General features: G+C 65.9%; 24 protein-coding genes. 20 read left to right on the top strand and 4 right to left on the bottom strand.

What is annotated here, in order from left to right:
- The first annotated feature begins 3 nt into the window (after nucleotides 1-3).
- The 7 genes from trmD to E3T41_RS09920 all read left to right on the top strand — a co-directional run bounded on the left by trmD (nucleotide 4) and on the right by E3T41_RS09920 (nucleotide 5,313).
- Complete coding sequence (gene trmD / locus E3T41_RS09950) at nucleotides 4-837, top strand: tRNA (guanosine(37)-N1)-methyltransferase TrmD (RefSeq protein ID WP_104132578.1); 834 nt, start codon at nucleotides 4-6, stop codon at nucleotides 835-837.
- Nucleotides 838-846: 9 nt separating this feature from the next.
- Entirely contained in the window at nucleotides 847-1,389 is a 543-nt protein-coding gene (locus E3T41_RS09945) for an MFS transporter (protein WP_134478378.1), read from the top strand.
- 175 nt (nucleotides 1,390-1,564) lie between these two features.
- Complete coding sequence (gene rplS / locus E3T41_RS09940) at nucleotides 1,565-1,906, top strand: 50S ribosomal protein L19 (protein ID WP_092108884.1); 342 nt, start codon at nucleotides 1,565-1,567, stop codon at nucleotides 1,904-1,906.
- Between the two features lie 149 nt (nucleotides 1,907-2,055).
- Nucleotides 2,056-2,784 (top strand): signal peptidase I, encoded by a 729-nt coding sequence (gene lepB / locus E3T41_RS09935; protein ID WP_092449220.1) that lies wholly within the window; start codon nucleotides 2,056-2,058, stop codon nucleotides 2,782-2,784.
- Nucleotides 2,784-3,428, top strand: a complete 645-nt coding sequence (locus E3T41_RS09930) for a ribonuclease HII (RefSeq protein ID WP_134478376.1) — start codon at nucleotides 2,784-2,786, stop codon at nucleotides 3,426-3,428. The genes lepB and E3T41_RS09930 overlap by 1 nt, the downstream gene beginning before the upstream one ends.
- A gap of 12 nt (nucleotides 3,429-3,440) precedes the next feature.
- A complete protein-coding gene (locus tag E3T41_RS09925) occupies nucleotides 3,441-3,764 on the top strand; it encodes a DUF2469 family protein (protein WP_092449218.1) in 324 nt (107 codons plus the stop codon).
- Between the two features lie 49 nt (nucleotides 3,765-3,813).
- A complete protein-coding gene (locus E3T41_RS09920; protein ID WP_092449217.1) occupies nucleotides 3,814-5,313 on the top strand; it encodes a glyceraldehyde-3-phosphate dehydrogenase in 1,500 nt (499 codons plus the stop codon).
- Between the two features lie 205 nt (nucleotides 5,314-5,518).
- Here E3T41_RS09920 and E3T41_RS09915 read toward each other — a convergent pair whose 3' ends face one another.
- Entirely contained in the window at nucleotides 5,519-5,962 is a 444-nt protein-coding gene (locus E3T41_RS09915) for a nitroreductase family deazaflavin-dependent oxidoreductase (RefSeq protein WP_092449216.1), read from the bottom strand.
- Between the two features lie 39 nt (nucleotides 5,963-6,001).
- Here E3T41_RS09915 and E3T41_RS09910 point away from each other — a divergent pair, with 39 nt between their 5' ends.
- From E3T41_RS09910 to dprA, 4 genes are all read left to right on the top strand, one after another.
- Nucleotides 6,002-7,141, top strand: coding sequence for an alcohol dehydrogenase catalytic domain-containing protein (locus E3T41_RS09910; RefSeq protein ID WP_104132573.1), 1,140 nt, complete (start codon nucleotides 6,002-6,004; stop codon nucleotides 7,139-7,141).
- A gap of 150 nt (nucleotides 7,142-7,291) precedes the next feature.
- Nucleotides 7,292-7,648, top strand: a complete 357-nt coding sequence (locus tag E3T41_RS09905) for a YraN family protein (protein ID WP_092449214.1) — start codon at nucleotides 7,292-7,294, stop codon at nucleotides 7,646-7,648.
- Nucleotides 7,648-9,183 (top strand): YifB family Mg chelatase-like AAA ATPase, encoded by a 1,536-nt coding sequence (locus E3T41_RS09900; protein WP_092449213.1) that lies wholly within the window; start codon nucleotides 7,648-7,650, stop codon nucleotides 9,181-9,183. The genes E3T41_RS09905 and E3T41_RS09900 overlap by 1 nt, the downstream gene beginning before the upstream one ends.
- Nucleotides 9,180-10,727 carry a DNA-processing protein DprA gene (dprA, locus tag E3T41_RS09895; protein WP_241991112.1) on the top strand — a complete coding sequence of 516 codons (1,548 nt, stop codon included), beginning with the start codon at nucleotides 9,180-9,182 and terminating at the stop codon, nucleotides 10,725-10,727. The genes E3T41_RS09900 and dprA overlap by 4 nt, the downstream gene beginning before the upstream one ends.
- Nucleotides 10,728-10,829: 102 nt before the next feature.
- Here the strand turns inward: dprA and E3T41_RS19010 are convergent, their stop codons facing one another.
- Both E3T41_RS19010 and E3T41_RS19005 read right to left on the bottom strand, forming a co-directional pair.
- Complete coding sequence (locus E3T41_RS19010; protein WP_370257450.1) at nucleotides 10,830-11,357, bottom strand: hypothetical protein; 528 nt, start codon at nucleotides 11,355-11,357, stop codon at nucleotides 10,830-10,832.
- Nucleotides 11,358-11,415: 58 nt separating this feature from the next.
- Nucleotides 11,416-11,769, bottom strand: a complete 354-nt coding sequence (locus tag E3T41_RS19005) for a hypothetical protein (RefSeq protein WP_370257447.1) — start codon at nucleotides 11,767-11,769, stop codon at nucleotides 11,416-11,418.
- Nucleotides 11,770-11,941: 172 nt separating this feature from the next.
- Between E3T41_RS19005 and E3T41_RS09885 the strand changes: the two genes are divergently transcribed.
- The gene (locus E3T41_RS09885) at nucleotides 11,942-12,910 is read left to right on the top strand and encodes a metallophosphoesterase (RefSeq protein ID WP_134478374.1); all 969 of its coding nucleotides are present in this window, start codon (nucleotides 11,942-11,944) and stop codon (nucleotides 12,908-12,910) included.
- Between the two features lie 126 nt (nucleotides 12,911-13,036).
- Complete coding sequence (locus tag E3T41_RS09880; protein WP_241991111.1) at nucleotides 13,037-14,050, top strand: tyrosine recombinase XerC; 1,014 nt, start codon at nucleotides 13,037-13,039, stop codon at nucleotides 14,048-14,050.
- A gap of 57 nt (nucleotides 14,051-14,107) precedes the next feature.
- Here E3T41_RS09880 and E3T41_RS09875 read toward each other — a convergent pair whose 3' ends face one another.
- Nucleotides 14,108-14,644, bottom strand: coding sequence for a murein hydrolase activator EnvC (locus tag E3T41_RS09875; protein ID WP_134478372.1), 537 nt, complete (start codon nucleotides 14,642-14,644; stop codon nucleotides 14,108-14,110).
- A 339-nt stretch (nucleotides 14,645-14,983) separates the two neighbouring features.
- Here E3T41_RS09875 and rpsB point away from each other — a divergent pair, with 339 nt between their 5' ends.
- The 7 genes from rpsB (at nucleotide 14,984) to E3T41_RS09840 (ending at nucleotide 20,686) form a co-directional block, all read left to right on the top strand.
- On the top strand, nucleotides 14,984-15,928 hold the full coding sequence (rpsB, locus tag E3T41_RS09870) for a 30S ribosomal protein S2 (RefSeq protein WP_092449210.1): 945 nt from the start codon (nucleotides 14,984-14,986) through the stop codon (nucleotides 15,926-15,928).
- Between the two features lie 10 nt (nucleotides 15,929-15,938).
- The gene (gene tsf / locus E3T41_RS09865) at nucleotides 15,939-16,766 is read left to right on the top strand and encodes a translation elongation factor Ts (RefSeq protein WP_104132570.1); all 828 of its coding nucleotides are present in this window, start codon (nucleotides 15,939-15,941) and stop codon (nucleotides 16,764-16,766) included.
- Nucleotides 16,767-16,888: 122 nt separating this feature from the next.
- Nucleotides 16,889-17,671, top strand: coding sequence for a UMP kinase (gene pyrH / locus E3T41_RS09860; protein ID WP_092449208.1), 783 nt, complete (start codon nucleotides 16,889-16,891; stop codon nucleotides 17,669-17,671).
- 30 nt (nucleotides 17,672-17,701) lie between these two features.
- Nucleotides 17,702-18,256 (top strand): ribosome recycling factor, encoded by a 555-nt coding sequence (frr, locus tag E3T41_RS09855; protein WP_092449207.1) that lies wholly within the window; start codon nucleotides 17,702-17,704, stop codon nucleotides 18,254-18,256.
- An 11-nt stretch (nucleotides 18,257-18,267) separates the two neighbouring features.
- Nucleotides 18,268-19,281, top strand: coding sequence for a phosphatidate cytidylyltransferase (locus tag E3T41_RS09850; protein WP_092449206.1), 1,014 nt, complete (start codon nucleotides 18,268-18,270; stop codon nucleotides 19,279-19,281).
- Nucleotides 19,282-19,327: 46 nt separating this feature from the next.
- Nucleotides 19,328-19,972, top strand: coding sequence for a DivIVA domain-containing protein (locus E3T41_RS09845; protein ID WP_134478370.1), 645 nt, complete (start codon nucleotides 19,328-19,330; stop codon nucleotides 19,970-19,972).
- Between the two features lie 54 nt (nucleotides 19,973-20,026).
- A complete protein-coding gene (locus E3T41_RS09840; protein WP_134478368.1) occupies nucleotides 20,027-20,686 on the top strand; it encodes a lytic transglycosylase domain-containing protein in 660 nt (219 codons plus the stop codon).
- The last annotated feature ends 49 nt before the right edge of the window (nucleotides 20,687-20,735 follow it).

Raw genomic sequence — 20,735 nt, 5'->3', positions numbered from 1 at the left:
ACCATGCGCATCGACATTGTCACCATTTTTCCCGAATTCTTCGATGTGCTCGATCTGTCGCTGCTCGGCAAGGCTCGCCAGAGCGGACTGATCGAACTCGGCGTGCATAACCTGCGCGACCACACCCACGACCGGCACCACTCGGTCGACGACACGCCCTATGGCGGCGGTGCCGGCATGGTCATGAAGGCCGAACCGTGGGGCGCAGCCCTCGACGCCATCCTCGGCGCCGCTCCCGAGGCCGTAGCGACCGAAGCTGTAGCGACCGACGCCGCGGCCGTAGCGACCGAGGCTGCCGCAACTGAAACGCCGACCGCCGTCAACGCCGCCGACGACGGCCCGATCCTCATCTTTCCCTCCCCGGCCGGCGCTCAGTTCACCCAGGCGATGGCCCGCGAACTCTCGCTCGAGCAGCACCTCATTTTCGGCTGCGGCCGGTACGAGGGCATCGACCAGCGCGTCGTCGACCACTATGAAGCCCGCGGCCGGGTGCGCCTGGTTAGCCTCGGCGACTACGTGCTCAACGGGGGAGAGGTTGCCGTGATGGCCATGATCGAAGCCATCGGACGCCTCATCCCCGGCGTCGTCGGCAACCCGGAAAGCCTCGTCGAGGAATCCCACGAAGACGGCCTGCTCGAATACCCGAGCTACACCAAACCGTCCAGCTGGCGCGGCCTCGACGTACCGCCCGTGCTGCTCAGCGGCAACCACGGCGCCATCAGCACCTGGCGCCGTCAGCAGCAGATCGAACGCACCGAACGGGTGCGCCCCGACCTGATGTCACCCGATCTTCTGCCCCCAGCGAACGCCAAGCAAAGCCCCAGCCGCCGTCGATAAACTGGCGCGGTGATCATCCGCCGCGTTTTCTACCACTGGCAATTCATTGCCGCCGGAGCCCTGCCGCTCTGGCTCCTCGTCGGGTCCTCGATCTTTGGATCGGGCGCCTGGGCCGTTCTGGGCATCTTCTTCGGAGCCGTGCTCATCGGCCTCGGGCTTCTCCTCGTCGCCCTCCTTTTCTTTGCGCGCAAAGAGGTGCGCGAAACCCGCGCCGTCTCCTACGCCGACGTCGGCGTTCTCACCCTCTGGCACACCCTCATCATCGCGATCCCCTTTTCCGCGGATGCCGCCGGCTGGCTCAGCGTGTTGGTCATCGTCGGCGGGCTGGCCGTGTTCTGGTTTGCACTCTGGGAGCTGTTCGACTCCGCCAAGCGTCGAATGCGCGCGATGGTCGACCTGGTGGAGCAGACGGCACGCGGGCAGTCTGCACCGGCCGCGCCGGGGCATCCACTGCCCCATGTGTCGCCGAAGACGACCAGGCCAACGCCCGGCTTTGGCCGTACGGGCACCCCGGAGGTCATCGTCATCGAAGAAAAGCGCGACTGCATCTAACTCAATCGAGCCCGACTTTGCAGCCGGGCCTCGTTCATGGCAGAATAGGCGATTGTGCCGCTGCAGGACTCTGCCACAGGGGAACCTGCTTTGTGCGGCGCACAACTCATACTGATTGCTTCGAATGAAGCACCTAGCGTAGTCGACCTGTGGCGGGTACAGAGAGCGAAACAACATGCATATTCTCGACGCGGTAGACGCCCCATCACTGAAGAAGGATCTTCCTGACTTCCGTGCCGGCGACACCGTCAAGGTTCACGTCAACATCATTGAGGGAACCCGCTCTCGTATCCAGGTCTTCCAGGGAGTCGTCATCGGCCGCTCCGGCGAAGGCGTGCGCGAAACGTTCTGCGTTCGCAAGGTCAGCTTTCAGATCGGCGTCGAGCGTACCTTCCCGGTGCACTCCCCGGTCATCGACCACATCGAGATCGTGACCCGCGGCGACGTTCGTCGCGCGAAGCTGTACTACCTGCGCGACCTGCGTGGCAAGAAGGCCAAGATCAAGGAAAAGCGCTAACTTTCGCGCTGACCCAAGGTTCAACCGGATTCTTACTGAGCTCCCCATCACCTAAACTGATGGGGAGCTCAGGCGGTTAAATGACAGATGAAGTGCTCACCTCCAGGTCCGATCATCGGGTGTCAGAGTCGAAGAGGTCCCGAAGCAAAATGGCACGAAGTACGAAGGCGCCCAGCAAGAAGCGCAGCGTCTTGCTGTTCATTCGCGACCTGTTGATCATTTTCGTGGTGGCTTTGCTGATCTCGTTTTTGATCAAGACCTTTCTGATTCGGTCGTTCTACATCCCGTCCGGGTCGATGGAGAACACCCTGCAGGTGGACGATCGCATCATCGTGAACCAGCTCGAACCCGAGCTCATCCCGATCACGCGCGGCGATGTCGTCGTATTCAAAGATCCGGGCGGATGGCTGCTGCCGCAGGCCGAGATCGTGCAAAACCCGATCGTTGCCGGCGCCGACTGGCTGCTCTCGGTCGTAGGCCTGTCTGCCCCCGACAGTAACGACCACCTGATCAAACGGGTCATCGGCCTGCCCGGCGACCACGTCGTCTGCTGCAACGCCCTCGGCCAGATGAGTGTGAACGACGTTCCGCTCGACGAATCCGCCTACGTGCTGCTGCCGGCCGGCGAGGCCAAGGTCTCCGACATCGACTTCGACGTGACCATCCCGGACGACTCGCTCTGGATGATGGGGGACAACCGCTACAACTCCAAGGATTCCCGGTTCAACGGCGAGACCGCCGGTCAGGGCTATGTGCCCGTCGAGAACGTCGTCGGGCGGGCTCTGGTCGTGAGCTGGCCGCTGGCCCATTGGGCCTGGCTCGATGACTACCCCGACGTCTTCCGCGAGGTCGAGCAGGCCGAGCAGGGCACCGAGTAGTGGCAGTATCTGATCCCACCCTCGACGTGGAGTTCGACCTGCTGCACCGCGGCGCGAGCTTCGTCATCGGGTGCGACGAGGTCGGCCGCGGTGCCCTCGCCGGGCCGGTGGCCGTCGGATTCGCCGCGGTGAACGCATCCGTTCTGACCATGCCCCTTGGACTGCGCGATTCGAAGATGCTCAGCGAGCCGCGCCGCGAACTTCTTGCGCCGCTCGCCGCGGCCTGGGCGACGTTCTCGGCTGTCGGACTCGCCTCGGCCGCGGAGGTCGACGAACTCGGCATCATCGCCTGCCTCGGCCTGGCCGGCAAGCGTGCCCTGTCCGAGCTGTATGCGCAGGGCGTCGACGTGGCCGGCAGCATCGTGCTGCTCGACGGCAGTGACGACTGGTTGAATAAGGCGCTGGCCACCCCGCTGAACGTCGTGACCCGCATCAAAGCCGACCGGGATTGCGGGTCGGTCGCGGCGGCATCCGTTATTGCGAAGGTATACCGCGACCGTCTGATGATCGCGGCGCACGATGACGAACCTGGCTACGGCTGGGCGTCGAATAAGGGCTATGGCAGCGCGGCGCACATGAGCGCGATCGACCTGCTCGGACCGAGCCCTTTACATCGAAAATCGTGGCTGAAAATCTCATTGTAAGATGAGGTCACCATGGAAGAAGACGAAATCGAGGACTACGACCGAGAGGTCGAGTTGGCCCTGTACCGGGAATATCGAGACGTCGTTGGCCAGTTCCAGTACGTTGTCGAAACCGAACGACGCTTCTACCTCGCGAACGAGGTCGAGTTGGTGCGCCGTGACACTGAGCACGACTTTTATTTCGAACTGACTATGAAGGACGTCTGGGTCTGGGACGTTTACCGCTCCGACCGGTTCGTGAAGTCGGTACGCGTGCTGACCTTCAAGGACGTCAACGTGGAAGAGCTCGCGTCGAAGGACTTCGAACTTCCCAAGGAACTTGCGCTCGACGAGTAAGGAACGACTCCGGTGCCCTGGGTGGCCGGGGATATCGCCATACTGACTAATGAAGGTTAAGGAAGGCAACCCTGTGATCCAGGACGCTGATCGTGCCCGTGCAACGTGGAGCAACCGCGAGGCTCTCGCCGAGGCGATGATTCCCCTGATCGGCCGCCTCTACCGCGACAACAACGTGGTGACGAGCGTCTACGGGCGCGGCCTGGTCAACAAGTCGGTCATCGGCCTAATCAAGGCACACCGCTTCGCGCGTCATATAGCGGATGTTGAGTTGCCGCTCGACGAGACGCTGCCGATTCTGCAGGCCCTCGACGGGTTGGGTCTCGGTGCTGCCTCGGTCGACCTGGCCCGCCTCGCCCTCGGCTTTCGCGAGCAGAACGACCGAGTCACCCTCGAGGAATACCTGCGCGGCGAACTCGCCGATGTGGTCGGCCAGCACGGACGGGACGGTCGCTCCAGCACCGACGTGGTGCTCTACGGGTTCGGCCGGATCGGCCGACTGCTCGCGCGCATCCTGATCGAGCACGCCGGTGGTGGCCAGGGGCTCCGTCTGCGGGCCATCGTCGTGCGGCGCGGATCCGCCAATGACCTGGTGAAGCGCGCGAGCCTGCTGCGCCGCGACTCGGTGCACGGCCCCTTCGAGGGCACGATCACCATCGACGAAGAGAACAACACCATCCTCGCCAACGGCACGCTCATCCAGGTGATCTACTCCGGCGACCCGGCCAGCGTCGACTACACGCAGTACGGCATTCACGACGCCATCGTCGTCGACAACACCGGCAAATGGCGCGACGAAGAAGGCCTGTCGCAGCACCTGAAATGCCCCGGAGTGTCCCGGGTACTGTTGACCGCGCCGGGCAAGGGCGCGCTCAAGAACATCGTGCACGGCATCAACCACGGCGACATCCTGGCGAGCGACCGCATCATCACCGCTGCGTCCTGCACCACGAACGCGATCACCCCGGTGCTCAAGGCGATCAATGACCGCTACGGCATCATCGACGGCCACGTCGAAACGGTGCACTCCTTCACCAACGACCAGAACCTGATCGACAACTTCCACTCCGGCGACCGCCGTGGTCGCTCGGCCGCGCTCAACATGGTGATCACCGAGACCGGTGCGGCGAAGGCCGTCGCCAAGGCTCTGCCCGAGCTCGCCGGCAAACTCACCGGCAACGCGATTCGCGTGCCCACGCCCGACGTGTCGATGGCCATCCTCAACCTCAACCTGGCCGGAGCCACCGATAAGGACGAACTCAACACCTACCTGCGCACCATGTCGCTGCACTCTTCGCTGCACCGGCAGATCGACTACATCGACTCGCCTGAGGTCGTCTCCAGCGACTTTCTCGGCTCGCGTCGCGCCGGTATCGTCGACGGGCTGGCCACCATCGTCACCGAGCAGAAGGCCGTGCTGTACGTCTGGTACGACAACGAATTCGGCTACAGCTGCCAGGTCATTCGGGTACTCGAGGAGATGGCCGGCGTGCACGCGCCCATCTTCCCGGCCATCCTCGCCGCTGAGGCCCTCGAGCCCGTCGCCTAGCAATGTGATTTGCACCGGGCCCGGGCCCGGAAAGTGGGCCCATGATCTATCACGGGCCCAGCTTCCTAAGGTGGGCCGGGGGATGTGCTCGCGTTCCGCTGGCGGCCCGCGGAGTCGGCGAGTCACCCGCTCCTCGCTCAGACATCGAGGGTAAGCAGGGAAGCCCGCCGCCGCCGCTTTCGCGTAGCGTAACCTCAACACCGGGTTAGCGCGGCTCGCAGATGACCACGGGAATGTCGCGGTCGGTTTTTGCCTGGTAGGCGCCATAGCCGGGGTAGGCGGCCACGATGCGCGGCCACAGCGCGGCTTTCTCAGCGGATGTCGCGGTGCGCGCCCGAAAAGGCCGCGTCACCCCGCGAATGGTCAGGTCTACGTCCGGCTGCGCCACGAGGTTGCTGTACCAGAACGGATGCCGGTCGTCGCCGCCCTTGGACGCCACCAGCACATACCGCCCGCTCTCATGAATCGGCGCCGTGAGCATCGTCGACCGAGGAAGCCCGCTGCTGCGGCCGATCGTGTGCAGTTCAACGGTCTGCATGGTGCCGATGGTCCAGCCGAGGCGTCCGCCCGTGAGGGCCAGAAGCATCCGGTGCACACCATTCATGGCGCGCATTGTGAAATCGGTCACCCGGTTGCGCAGCGTGGTCATAAGCCCAGCGTACGTGGCCACTGGCGATAGGTTGAAGGAATGACTCCAACAATGATGCTCAGCACGATTCTTCGCGAAGCGGGCTCGGCGCGCCCCTACGCCGACAGCCGCCCGCTGACGTTTGAGCAGATTCCGGTGCCGGTCCCGCGCGCCGGCGAGGTGCTCGTGCGCATCGAACGGGCCAGCCTCTGCCACTCGGACCTGTCGGTCATTGACGGTTCGCGCCAGCGCCCCCTGCCGATGGCGCTCGGCCACGAAGCCGCGGGAACCGTTGCCGGTCTCGGCGACGGCATCGATGATCTCGAGCTCGGCGACCGGGTCGTTCTCGTGTTCGTGCCGAGCTGCGGCGACTGCCGCGCCTGCCGGGCCGGGCGGCCAGCACTCTGCCACCGCGGCGCCGAGGCCAATGGAACCGGCGACCTGCTGCACGGCTCGGCCGTGCTGGTGGGCGGAGCGGGGGAGCGTATCAACCACCACCTGGGCGTCTCGGCGTTCTCCCAGTACGCCGTCGTCGCCCGCGAATCCGTCGTGGTGATCGACCAGGATGTTCCGTTCGAGGTTGCTGCAATGTTCGGCTGCGCGGCCCTGACCGGCATCGGCGCCGTGCTGGGCACCGGCGCCCTCGCGCCCGGCCAGTCGGTGATCGTGTTCGGTCTCGGCGCGGTCGGCCTGATGGCGGTCATGGCCGCCGCGCAGGTCGACGGCACGACCGTGATCGCCATCGATCCGCTGCCCGAAAAACAAGCCCTCGCCGTGCGGTGCGGCGCCGACCACGCCGGATCGCCCGAGCAAGCAGCGGAGCTCGTGAACACGCATGCCGGCGACGGTGTTGATCTCGCCATCGAGGCGGTCGGCAGCGCCCGGGTCATGGAGGCGAGCCTCGCCCTGCTCACCCGCGGCGGCGCGCTCGTCTCGGTCGGCCTGCCGCACCCCGAGCAGACCATCACAACGCCCGCGCTGCAGTTCGCGGGGCTCGGTCGCCGGCTGCTCGGCTCCTATATGGGCGACTCCGTGCCGAGCCGGGACATTCCGGCCTACCTGCAGCTCTGGCGCGACGGCAAGCTGCCGGTCGAGCTGCTGCACACCGATACGCGTCCGCTCGCCGACCTCAACGAGAGCCTGGATGCGCTCGTCGCCGGCGAGGTCGTGCGCCGCTTGTTCGTGCTGCAGGACGAGTAGCCGCCCCGGTCTGTTCTGCACCCCGACGCAGCCTGCTCCTGCTGCGGGTAGCCTCCTCCACAGCGCCCGGATCGCCGCATTCTGGACCAATGCGGTGGCGGCCCGGCCACGGCGCCCCGCGAGCGGTCACTCTGGTTCTCGGAGGCACTCGTGGCGCGCAAAGACGAAGTCGGCAAACTCGGTGAAGAGCAGGCCGCTCGCTTTCTGGAGGGTGCCGGCTACACAATTCTGACCCGCAACTGGCGGTGCGCCGAGGGAGAGATCGACCTCGTCGCACAACGCGGTTCTGCGGTGGTTTTTGTCGAGGTGAAGACGCGCAGCAGCCTGAGCTTTGGGCATCCGTTTGAAGCCATCACCGTGAAAAAACTTGCCCGCATGCGCCGCCTCGCCGCGGCCTGGTGTGTGCAGGCCGAGCGGTGGCCGCGCCAGATTAGGCTTGACGTCATCGCCGTGATCGCCCCGCGGGGCCGCGAACCGGTCATCGAACACCTCGAGGGCGTGTTCTGATGGGGATCGCCCGCACCCATGCCGTGGCGCTGCTCGGCCTGACCGGAGCGCTCGTCGAGGTCGAGGCCGATATCTCGGCGCAACTGCCCGGCATGATTCTGATCGGCCTGCCCGACGCTGCCCTGTCCCAGGCGACCCAGCGGGTGCGTGCTGCGGCCGCCAACAGTGGATGCCCCCTCACTGTTCACCGCCTCACCATCAATCTGTCGCCGGCCGCGCTGCCCAAACACGGTGCCGGGTTCGACCTCGCGATCGCCCTGGCTTGCCTCGCCGCCGACAGCACCATTTCGCAGGTGTCGGTGGGCAAGGTCGTGCACTTCGGCGAGCTTGCCCTCGACGGGCGGCTGCGACCGACCCCGGGAATCCTGCCGGGCGTGATGACCGCCGCCCGCCTCGGTCACACGACGGTGATGGTACCCATCGGCAATGAGGCGGAGGCGCGACTCGTTCCCGATATTCGAGTGATCGGCGTCGCATCGCTGCGCGATGCGGCGATCTGGCATGGGGCAAACCTCCCGACGATTCCGGTCGAGCCGATCCTGGCGACGACCGTACCGAGCAGTCTGGCTGCCGAACCCGACCTCGCCGACGTGATCGGCAACGACGACGCCATCCTGGCGCTGCAGATCGCCGCCGCCGGTGGGCACCACGTTTTTCTGCTCGGCCCGCCCGGCGCCGGCAAGACAATGCTCGCGGCCCGACTGCCCGGGCTGTTGCCCGATCTCGACCCGGCCAGCTCGCTCGAAGTCAGCTCCCTGCGCTCGCTCAGCGGTCTCGGACTCGGCGATGCCCTGATTACCCGGCCGCCGTGGGAAGCGCCCCATCACACCGCAACGGCCGCAGCCATGGTCGGCGGCGGCAACGGGCAGATTCGTCCCGGTGCTGCCTCGCAAGCCTCGCACGGAGTGCTGTTTCTCGATGAAGCCCCCGAATTCGCTTCGCCGGTGCTTGACGCGCTGCGCCAACCGTTGGAATCCGGCTGGATCAGCATCCACCGGGCCAATGCCGTCGCCCACTTCCCGGCCAGTTTCCAACTGGTGATGGCGGCCAATCCGTGCCCCTGCGGGCAGTACGGGGCCGGCGACCTGAGCTGCACCTGCCCGCCGAACGCGCGCCGCCGCTATCTTGCGCGCATCTCCGGTCCGCTGCTCGACCGCATCGACATCCAACTCAACGTCAAGCGCATTACCGCCGCCCAGCTGCGCCTCGCCGCCGGCACCCAGCGCGTCACGAGCATTAGCGCCCGGGATCGGGTGGTGGCCGCTCGGGCTGCAGCAGCCGAACGGCTGGGCAGCACGCCGTGGACCGTGAACTCCCAGGTGCCCGGACCGTGGCTGCGCGGTGCCCCGGTGCGGCTGGCCCCGGCATGCACGGCGGGCCTGGATCGCGCCCTCGAACGTGGCGGAATCACCATGCGCGGCTACGACCGGGTGCTGCGCATCGCCTGGACCCTCGCCGACTACGACGGTCTCACCAGTCCCGGCGCCGACCAGGTCGGTCAAGCCCTTTACCTACGCAAAGGAATGACATCATGAAGCTGTTTGGACTGGACGAATCCCGGGTCAGAGCACTCACCGCCGGTGTGCGCGGTGGGATGCCAGCGGCCGGTGACGGACCGCAGACCTGCGACGGCACCGCGGCTGCAGGCCAGAACCTGGTCCCGATTTCGAGCGCCAAGACACCAGGTCTGGCCGGCAGCGCAGGCGTAGCTGATAGCACAGATCGGGCCGTCGGTGCAGATCGGGCCGTCGGTGCAGATCGGGCCGACGGTGCAGACAGGAGCGGCACGACCAACGGCGCCGCCATGGAAATCGAGACCGCAATGGTCGCCGAGGTGTTCGCTCGCGCCGCGTGGTCGGGCATCGCCGAGCCGGGCGACGGCATGGCTGGAGTGCTCGTGGCGAGCCTCGGTGCCAGCGTCGCCCTGACCGCTATTCTCGAGGCGTGGAGCCCGGTGCGCCTCGGTGCCCTGGTGCGCGACGCGCTCTCCGGCGACACGACGGTCGGCCCGAGTGTGCTGTTCGCAGTGAGTCCGTCCATCGATTTCAGCGAAGCGGATGCCGACACCAGCGCCGAACTCGAGGCCGCGTTAGACCAGGGGCTGCAGCGCTGGCGCCCGCGGCTCAACTCGACCGAGGTCATCCGCTCGCTGCAACAGGCGGCCCGCGTCGAGGCTCGTTTGCTGCTGGCCACGGATTCCCTCTGGCCGGCGGCTCTCAATGACCTCGAGAAGCACGCCCCGCTTGCCCTGTGGTGGCGTGGCGGACCCGGTGCCCTCGCCGCGCTGCCCAACTCCATCGCACTGGTCGGGGCGCGGGCCGCCACCGGATACGGCGAGCACATCGCCATGGAAGCTTCGGCGGGGCTGGTCGACCGTGGCTTCGCCATCGTTTCCGGTGCCGCGTACGGCATCGACGGGATGGCCCACCGGGCCGCCCTGGCCAGTGACGGTCTGACCGTGGCCTTTCTCGCCGGGGGAGTCGACCGGTTTTACCCGAGTGGCCACGACTCCCTGCTCACCCGCATCGTGGCCTCCGGCGCGGTCGTTTCCGAGCTTCCCTGCGGCGCAACACCCACGAAATGGAGGTTTCTGCAACGAAACCGGCTCATCGCCGCGTCCAGTGCGGCGACGGTCGTGCTTGAGGCCGGCTGGCGGTCCGGCTCGCTCAACACAGCCGGCCATGCCTCCGCGCTCGGTCGCCCGCTTGGCGCGGTGCCCGGCCCGATCACGAGCCCGACCTCGGCTGGCTGCCACCGCCTCATCCGGGAGTTCGCCGCGGTGTGCGTGACCAACCCGACCGAAATGGCCGAGCTGGTCGGCGATCGGTCGATTCAGGTGCCCTTGGCCAATTTCCACCTGGAAGCGGGGCCCAACACCGATGCGGGCCCCGGTCCGATTCCCCGCACGAGCGACCAGGTGCGCGTGTTTGATGCTCTCAGCGGTCGCTCGCCGCGCACGGTCGCCGACCTGTCACGCCGAGCCGGGCTGTCGAGTGCGGCCGTGCGCGGCGCCCTGGGCGGCCTCGACCTCGACGGGGCCGCCCAGGAACGCGAGGCTGGCTGGGTGCGCCGCGCGTAAGGCGCGTATGGGGCTACCAGGAGCCAGCTGGAGCGGCGCTCCCGTGGCCGGGCGTGCGGCGTCACTGGATGGTGGTCGGATGCGGCCGTTAGATCCGCAGGGTCAATTTCGATCGTCCGTTGCGGGGCTATGGATCGCGTGCGGGTGTGGGTGCGGAGCAGGGCACGTGGCGTCCGGCCGGCGCTGCACTATGTCGTTGGCTGTGTCCACAACTGTGCCCATCGCTGCCGCCAAGTCCGGGACCACTGCTATGTCCTCGGCCCCGTCCATGGTCGAGCAGGCTCGCTTTACGGCGGCGCGGGAGAACGCGACGTCCGCGGCATCCGTCGACCAGTTGCTCACCGAGATGCGCAGAATGTCCCGGTCGTGCCAGAGCGACCCCGACATCCACGCTGAGCCGTGGGCAATGAGCTGTTGCGTCACCCGCCGGGTGCGAGCGTCGCGGTCGAAACTCACGCACACCTGCGTGAACACCACCTCGTTGAGGACCTCGACCCCCGGCATCGACCGCAGTCCATCGGCCAGGGCACGCGCATCGGCCGCGAGACGGTCGACCAGCGCGATCGTGCCATCACGACCAGGGGATCGGAGCGCCGCCCAGACTGGAACGCCTCGCGCCCGACGGGACATCTCCGGCACCTTCTCGAACGGGTTGCCCGGGCCAATGTTGCCGGAGTGCCGTCGGCCGCTACCCACAGGGCGAAAGCCCCGTCCACGTGCACCCAGACTCCCTGCCGCTTCGCCACGTCGATCGCTGTACCCATCGGGTCGAATGCTCCAGAACCCACTGCCGACCGGCGGCAAGACCGACGAAATTGGCCATCGTCGCGCCCGTCGTGAATCCGACATCGGATCCGAGAGGAAGCCCGAGCAGATCGAGGATCCAGCCCGCAGCGTTCTCGTCGAGTACGGCAGTCGCGGGAGTGGCGAAGCGCATTCCGGCGTTCTGGTCCCACGCGGTCACCAACCAGTCGGCGGCGAGGGCTGCGGGCAGGGTCCCCCCAATCACCCAGCCGAAGAAGCGACCGGACGGCAGTGCCATCAGTCCGGGTTCCGCGAAGGGAGTGACGTAAGCCAGGCTTGGGCGTGCAACAGCGCACGGTCCAAAGCCTGGGTGTAGGAGTCCGGCTGGGCAGACATGCCGCCATGATAGCCCTGGGTGACCGGCCTGTCGGTGGCAGCCCGTAGGGTGGATCCCAACGACGGGACGGGAAATGGCGAGCATGCAGTGGGGCCAGTATGCGCCCGCCGACAAGATTCTGGTTCACCTCAGCGACACCCATTTTCTAGCGGATGCCGCGGCGCTGTACGGCACCGTCGACACCGACACCACGGTGCATCGTGCCCTCGAACAGCTGCACCGGTCGGGCATCCGCCCCGATGCCCTCATAATCACCGGTGATGTCGCCGATCGTGGCGAAGCGGATGCCTACCGCCGCATCCGCGGCATCGTCGAAGCCGCCGCGGCCCAGTGGCAAGCGAAGGTCATCTGGGTGATGGGCAACCACGACCAGCGCGCCGCTTTTCGGAGCGTCCTACTCGGGCAGGATCAGCCGGGCGAAGCGGCGCGCGCAGCTGATCAAGGCACTGTCGACCAAGGCCGCGTCGACCAGGACCCCGTCGACCAGGACCCCGTCGACCAGGTGCACGACCTCGACGGCCTGCGAATCATTGCCCTCGACACCAGCGTTCCGGGCTATCACCACGGTGAGGTGACCGACGCGCAGCTGGAGTGGCTGCGCACGGTGCTCAGCACGCCCGCCCGTCACGGCTCCATTCTGGCGCTGCACCACCCGCCGATTCCCACCCCGCTGCCGTTGATGAGCCTGCTCGAACTGCAGGAACAGCCGCGCTTGGCGGCGGTGCTGGACGGCAGCGACGTACGCGCGATTCTCGGTGGTCACCTGCACTATGCGACCCAGGGCCTGTTCGCCGGAATTCCAGTCTCCGTGGCCGCGGCCACCTGCTACACGATGGATCTCAGCGCTCCCGAGCGTGAACTGACCGGCGTCAAAGGCGGCCGCACCGTCAACCTGCTGCACGTCTACGCCGACCAGATCACGCACTCGCAGGTACCGATCGGCGCCTTCGATACGGCCACCCATTTTCCGGCCGACTATGTCGATCGACTGGCCATCCTGTCACCCGAAGCCCGACTCGAAGCCTTTTCCCGCCAACAATGATCACGCGAAGTGTCCCAGCGCCAGCAGACCAACTCGACCACGAACGGGTGCCGTTCGGCCCGCCAATTCTGCCCCCGTGCCGCGGGTCGCGCGCGGCACGCTCGCTGCCGAGACGAAACTGAATCCGTGCCCCTGACCGACGACATCGACGCGTTTCTGCGATACCTGAGCGCGGAGCGTGGCTACTCGGCGCACACCGTTCGGGCGTACCGCACCGATCTGGCGCAGCTGGCCGCGTTTGCTGCGGAACGTGGTAGCGCGGCATCCGCTGATCTGACCCTGGAGCTGCTCCGGGAATGGCTGTGGGTGGGTACCCAGGCCGGCCTCGCCCGCGCGACGCTCGCCCGTCGGTCGGCGTCGGCGCGCAGCTTCACCGCCTGGCTGGCGCGGGCCCGCGACGACAGCGTGGATCCGGCCGCTCGCCTGCGCTCGCCGAAGCCTGGCCACACGCTTCCCCGCGTGATCACCCACACCCAGATGAACGAGTTGCTTGAACTGCTCACGACCCGCGCGCACGGGGAAGTGGAGGCCGGCGGTAGGCCAGATGGCGCCGAGTCCGGGACCCGCATCGATCGCGAACCTGCCGTGCGTGATCTGGCCGCGCGTGATCTGGCGATCGTCGAACTGCTCTACGCTTCGGCCCTGCGTGTTTCCGAACTCGTCGGACTCGACGTCGCCGACGTCGACCTCGACCGGCTGACCGTGCGGGTCACGGGCAAGGGCTCCAAGGAGCGCGTGGTGCCGTTCGGCGTGCCGGCGCAGCGTGCGATCGTGCACTACCTCGGCCAGGCCCGCCGCTCGCTCGTGGAACACGCGTCGAGCTCGGGCCCGACGTCAGCGCCCGGCGCCACAGCACCCGGCACCACCGCGTTGTTTCTTGGCCGCCAGGGTCAGCGTCTGGGCACACGCGGGGTCTACCGACTGGTTGCCACCCTGCTCGCCGAGGTTCCCGGAACCGGTCCGGCGGGTCCCCACGCCTTGCGCCACACCGCGGCCACCCACCTTCTCGACGGCGGCGCCGACCTGCGGGCCGTGCAGGAGCTGCTCGGACACGTCAGCCTCGGCACCACCCAGATCTACACGCACGTCTCCGCCGAACGGCTCAAGGCCAGCTACGGACTGGCACACCCCCGCGCCTGACCGCCAGCGTTGGTTCCTCGTTTCGACGTCGCGCTGACCTGCCAGTACGGCGCACCGTCACGGGCCGGCCGGAAGTAACACGGCCCGCTGCAAGCCGCCGAGATAGAGCAGCGGCGACACGTAGTTCCCGTGCAGGCGTACCCCCAGGTGCAGGCAGCCCGGCGGGCAATGACCGCCCGTCGCCACAGTTCCGATCTGCTGCCCGGCCTGCACCCGGTCGCCCTCGGCCACGAGCGCCAGCACCGGCTCCACCGTTGTGATCAGATCACCGACCTGGGTGATGGAGAGCACCGGTCGATCAACGACCACGCCGGCGAATGATACGACGCCGTCGTGCGGAGCCAGCACGGTATCGCCGGTCTGCGCCGTCAGGTCGATGCCGCGATGACCGGCAGCATAGGGCATGACCGGCGCAATGAACGGGACGATCACCCGGTGCGGCTCCGGGAGCGGCCAGCGCCAGCCATCCACTCCCGGCGTCACGACCGCCGGGGGAACCGCGCTCGCCGTGGCAAACGGACTCCCGAGGAGAATGAGCAGCATCACAGCGGATGCCGCCAGGCGGCGAATCGCGAGATTGCGTAACGTATGCATGGGGCCAGCCTGGTCGGGTGGCGCCTCGGGCGAACAGCTCGTGGGCGCATTCGTGCAGAGGACATAAGGACCGCTGCGGTGGAGGAGCTGTTTTCCTACGGTCCGGTCTCGACCACCCGGCCGACGGTGATACGCTATCCACAGCAGCGCTTCGTGCGCTGACTACGCGTGCCCATTTGGCCGCCATGTCCAATCGGTCCCGTACAGCCAGATTCATGCACAGCGAATCTTGCAGGTACAGGGCGGACATGTGCCGGGTACCAGGAGTGATGATCGACCGATCATCGCACAAACCGATTGGTGTGCGTGCGAACGCGCATCAGAACAGGAGTACGGCACATGGCCGTCGTAACCATTCGCCAGCTGCTTGACAGCGGCGTGCACTTCGGGCACCAGACCCGCCGTTGGAACCCGAAGATGAAGCGCTTCATCTTCACCGAGCGTTCCGGCATCTACATCATCGACCTGCAGCAGTCGCTCGGGTTCGTTGACAAGGCCTATGACTTCGTCAAGGAGACGGTTGCCCACGGCGGCACCATCCTCTTCGTTGGCACCAAGAAACAGGCCCAGGAATCCATTTCAGAGCAGGCGCAGCGCGTAGGCCAGCCCTACGTCAACCAGCGCTGGCTCGGTGGACTCCTCACCAACTTCCAGACCGTTTCCAAGCGTCTGGCCCGCATGAAAGAACTCGAAGAGCTCGACTTCGAAGACACCGCCAAGAGCGGTTTCACGAAGAAGGAAATGCTCATCAAGAAGCGCGAACTCGTCAAGCTGCACAAGAGCCTCGGCGGAATCCGCAACCTCACGAAGACCCCGTCTGCGCTGTGGGTTGTTGACACCAACAAGGAACACCTCGCTATTGACGAGGCGCGCAAGCTCGGCATCCCCGTCATCGCCATCCTCGACACCAACTGCGACCCCGACGACGTGCAGTACCCGATCCCGGGCAACGACGACGCCATCCGCTCCGTTGGCCTGCTGACCCGCATCATCGCGGACGCAGCAGCCGAGGGCCTGATCCAGCGCCACGCCAAGCCGGAGGCTGAAGTTGAGCCCCTCGCCGCGTGGGAAGCTGAACTGCTTCAGGCCTCCGACGCCGAAACCACCCCCGCGCAGTCCTCTGCCGAGACCGAGAAGGTTGCCGACGCTACCGTCGTCGCCGACGAGGCCGTCGTTGCAGAGCCCTCCGTCACCATCGCCGACGCTGTCGCCGACTCCGACGTTGCCGCCGTACTGGCTGCCGTCGCCGATGAGCCGACCGTTGCCGCCGAAGAGACCAAGTAAGGAACCCGGTATGGCAAACTTCACACTCGAAAACGTCAAGGCTCTCCGCGAGAACCTCGGCACCGGAATGGTCGACACCAAGAACGCCCTCGTTGAAGCCGACGGCGACATGGACAAGGCCATCGAGATCCTGCGTCTCAAGGGTGCAAAGGGCAACGCCAAGCGCGCTGACCGTTCCACCTCTGAGGGACTCGTCGCTGCCAAGGAAATCGGCACGACCGCGTACATGATCGAACTCGCCTGCGAGACCGACTTCGTCGCCAAGGGTGACAAGTTCGTCGTTCTGGCCGACAAGGTGCTCGACGCGATCGCCGCCGCTGGCGCGACGACGGTTGAGGCTGGACTGGCCGCAACGGCCGGCACCCAGACCGTTGCCGAGCTCATCGACGGCGAAGCGGCCATCATCGGCGAGAAGTTCGAACTTCGCCGTGTTGCCGCCGTCACCGGCGAATCGTTCTCGATTTACCTGCACAAGACCAGCAAGGACCTGCCCCCGCAGGTCGGCGTTGTTCTCGGCTTCTCTGGAGCCGACGTGGAGACCGCTCGCAGCGTCGCCCAGCACATCTCGTTCGCCAACCCCGAGTACCTCGCGGCCAGCGATGTTCCTGCTGACCTGGTGGAGACCGAGCGCAAGATCGTCACCGAGATCTCGAAGAACGAGGGCAAGCCGGAAGCGGCACTGCCCAAGATCGTTGAGGGACGCGTTAAGGCGTACCTCAAGCAGGTCGCCCTGCTCGAACAGGACTACGCCAAGGACAACAAGGTGTCCGTTGCGAAGGTCCTCGACGATGCAAAACTGACCGTGTCGGGCTTCGCCCGGTTCAAGGTCGGCGCCTAACAACGAATGACGGAGGTCGGATTGCGAAAGCAATCCGGCCTCCGTTTTTGTGTGTGCCCCCTGGGGTACGCGCACGCTCTTGGTAGTTTGGTAACACCCCACTTCGGAAGGCCCCGCACGCCATGACTGACACGGCCAGCACGCACACCCATAACAGCCCGGCCAGTACTTTTTCTGTACCGGTCAGGCCCACCGCTATCGTCAAGAAACGACGAGTGCTTCTGAAATTGTCGGGTGAGGCTTTTGGCGGCGGCGCCGTCGGAGTCAACCCGGATGTCGTCAGCTCGCTGGCCCGTGAAATCGCCGAGGGCGCCAAGCAGGTCGAGGTCGCCATCGTCGTCGGCGGCGGCAACTTCTTCCGCGGCGCAGAGCTCTCCCAGCGCGGCATGGACCGTGGCCGCGCCGACTATATGGGCATGCTCGGCACAGTCATGAACGCTCTGGCCCTGCAGGACTTCCTGGAGCAGGCCGGCGCTGAAACCCGGGTGCAGTCCGCGATCTCGATGACCCAGGTCGCCGAGCTGTATATTCCGCGCCGCGCCGAGCGTCACCTCGAGAAGGGCCGCGTCGTCATCTTCGGTGCCGGCGCCGGACTGCCCTACTTTTCCACCGACACCGTCGCTGCCCAGCGCGCCCTCGAAATCGATGCTGACGTTGTGCTCGTGGCAAAAAACGGTGTCGACGGCGTCTATTCCGACGACCCTCGCACCAACCCCGATGCGCAGAAGATCCACCACATCACCTACCTCGAGGCGCTGCAGCGCGGGCTCAAGGTGGTCGACTCCACCGCTTTCAGCCTGTGCATGGACAACCACATGCCGATGCAGGTCTTCGGCATGGCCCCGGAAGGCAACGTCACCGCCGCCATTCTGGGCACCGATCTGGGCACGCGCGTCTCCAACTAGAATTATTCCACCACCAATAAAGGAGTCACCGTGATCGCGGATGTTCTTTCCGACGCCACTGCGCGCATGAATCGGGCCCTCGAGGCCGCCAAAGATGATTTTGGAACCGTGCGCACTGGACGTGCCAACCCGCAGATGTTCGCGAAAATCCTGGTGAGCTACTACGGCACCATGACCCCGCTGGAGCAGCTCGCTTCCCTGCAGAACCAGGAAGCCCGCACCATGCTGATCGGCCCGTACGACAAGGCGGCCCTGCGCGACATCGAGATCGCCATTCGCGACACTCCGAACCTGGGCGCCAACGTCGGCAACGACGGCACCACCATTCGCGCGACCCTCCCAGAGCTCACCACGGAACGCCGCAAGGAATTCGTGAAAATCGTCAAGGCCAAGGCAGAGGATGCCCGCATCTCGGTGCGAAACATCCGTCGCAAGGCCAAGGATGAGCTCGACGCGCTCAAGAGCGAGGTCGGCGACGACGAGGTCGGTCGGGCCGAGAAAGAGCTGGAGCTGATCACCAAGAGCCACGTGGACGGCATTGATGACGCGTTCAAGCGCAAGGAAGCCGAACTCCTCGAGATCTAGGGAGCCTTCAGATGACCGAGAAACCCGGGAACGACCAGCCGCCCAAGCGCGGTCACGGTGTCAGTCGTGCCGAGTTTCGGGCGCAAGTGAAGACGACGCGGGCCGATTTTGAACGTCAGGTGCAAACTACCAAGGCTGATTTCGAGCGGCAGGTGCAGGCGACGCGTGCCCAGCTCGATGCCACCAACGAGCGCATTGAAGCCCGTACCGGGCGCAACCTCATTCTCGCGATACTGATCGGGCTCGTGCTCGGCGGTTCGATGCTGGTCAGCCTCATCATCGTTAAGCAACTGTTCATGATCTTCGCGGTCGTGATCGTCGCCTTCTGTGCCTTCGAGCTGGCCCAGGCGCTGCGGCACGCGGGACGTAATGTTCCGCGCATCCCGGTCCTCATCTCTGCCGTCGCGATCGTCCCGGCCGCGTTCTACGGCGAGGCGACCGGCCAGTGGCTCGTGATGCTCGGCGGGATCGTGCTGATCGCCCTGTGGCGGCTGGCGCTTCTGGTGATTCCGTCCCATCGCGCCCCGGCCCGGTCTATTGTCGGCGACGTGGGCGGCGGCATCCTGATTCAGGTCTATGTCGTGTTCCTGGCGAGCTTCGCCGTGCTACTCGTCGCCCAGCCCGAGGGGCAGTGGTGGGCGCTCGCCTTCCTGATCCTGGTTATTTCCGCCGATACCGGGGCCTACGTCAGCGGGCTCAATTTTGGCAAGCATCCGATGGCACCCTCGATCAGCCCCAAGAAAACCTGGGAAGGCTTTATCGGTGCCGGCCTGATCTGCATGATCGCCGGCGTTCTGCTGTCCATCTTCATGCTGGATCAGGAGTGGTGGTTCGGCCTGGTCTTCGGCCTCGTGATTCTGCTCACGGCGACGTTCGGCGATCTGGCCGAATCGCTGATCAAACGCGACCTCGGGATCAAGGACATGAGCTCCTGGCTGCCCGGGCACGGCGGTTTTCTGGACCGGCTGGACTCGATCCTCCCGTCGGCCGCCGCGGCCTACGCCCTCTACCTGGTCTTTGCGTGAGCCGAACCGATTCGCTCCCCGTCAGCACAACCGAGACAATGAGGCTATGAGCACCATATTTCCCCGAGTGGCCAAGAAAACTCTCGGCTACAACGTGAGTCAGGTCGATACTTTTCTGGCCGCGGCCCGACGCGCCTACGATCGGCACGACCTGACCGACAGTGAAACGGATGCCGACACCGGCGCGAAGGGGACCGAGGCCATCCACACCATCGTCGCGGACAAGGCAGCCGCGGAGGCCGAGCGAACCGGCGCGACCTTGACAGCCGAAGCCATTCGACACACCGCCTTCGCCATGCACAAGGGCGGATATTCGCCGGAACATGTCGACGCCGCACTGGAGCGACTCGAGGACGCCTTTGCCGCCCGGGAACGCGATCACGCCTCGCGCACCGGGGGAGAGCAGGCCTGGACGGTCGGCGCCGAGAATGCGGCCACGGTACTTGTTGCCCGCCTCAGCCGTGCGCCCGGGCATCGATTCACCCGTACCAGTGTGCTCGCGGTCGGCTACAAACGGGTCGATGTCGATCGGTTCGCAAACAAACTGGTGAAGTATTTTCTGGACGGTCGTGAGCTTACCGTCGACGAAGTACGAACCGCCGTTTTTCGCCCTGAACGGGGCGGATACCGCGAAGGCCAGGTCGATCTGGTGCTCGACAGCGTCGTCGACGTGATGCTGGCGGTACGTTGATTTGGTGACCGTTATCTGGCCGTTACCAAAGATGTGGGCTAGGGTCATCTAGTAATGGGTAGGCATCTGCAACGAATCGAATCCGTCCCGGCCAAGGCGCGGCCGCCGGTTCGTCGAACTCGGCGTCGGGCCAAGCCGTCTCACTTTCTGTTCGGATTCACCGCCGCCTTCGCGTTCGTGCTCGTGACCGTCGTCGATCCCTACTCGGGTGCCACTGCATCCCCCTACTTTCAACTCGCCGGCAGCACCACCGACGAGGGGCCGGCCCAGGCCGTGCTCGTGGCCGGCAGCTACACGAATACCACCACTCGCGACGGCTTCACCGTCACCGAGAAGCCCAAACCAGTTCCGGTGGTCGTCGCCGTGGAAAAGAAGCGAAGCGTCACCGCCCCGTCTGCCGCTGTGCCGGATCCCGGCTCGGCTCAGGCTTACGCCTACGATGCTGTCGCGGGTCGCGGCTGGGGCGAAGACCAGTACAACTGCCTGGTCTCGCTGTGGCAGAAGGAATCAGGCTGGCGTGTGAACGCCGAGAACAGTTCGAGTGGAGCCTACGGCATCCCGCAGGCGCTTCCCGGCTCCAAAATGGCCACGGCCGGTGACGACTGGGCGACCAACGCCGGAACCCAGATCGAGTGGGGCCTCAGTTATATCACCGGCCGCTACGGCACCCCGTGCGGTGCCTGGGCCAAGTCCCAGGCTTCCGGCTGGTATTAGCGCTTACCCTTCTGATTTACGGCGTCGTCGGGCAGCAACCTAGACTGTT

Origin of the sequence: Cryobacterium sp. Hh38 (assembly GCF_004403235.1) — a bacterium.
In the GTDB taxonomy this organism is placed as follows: Bacteria; Actinomycetota; Actinomycetes; order Actinomycetales; family Microbacteriaceae; genus Cryobacterium; species Cryobacterium levicorallinum.
Note: the sequence above shows the minus strand (reverse complement) of the source record. Positions and strands in the feature narration are given on the sequence as shown.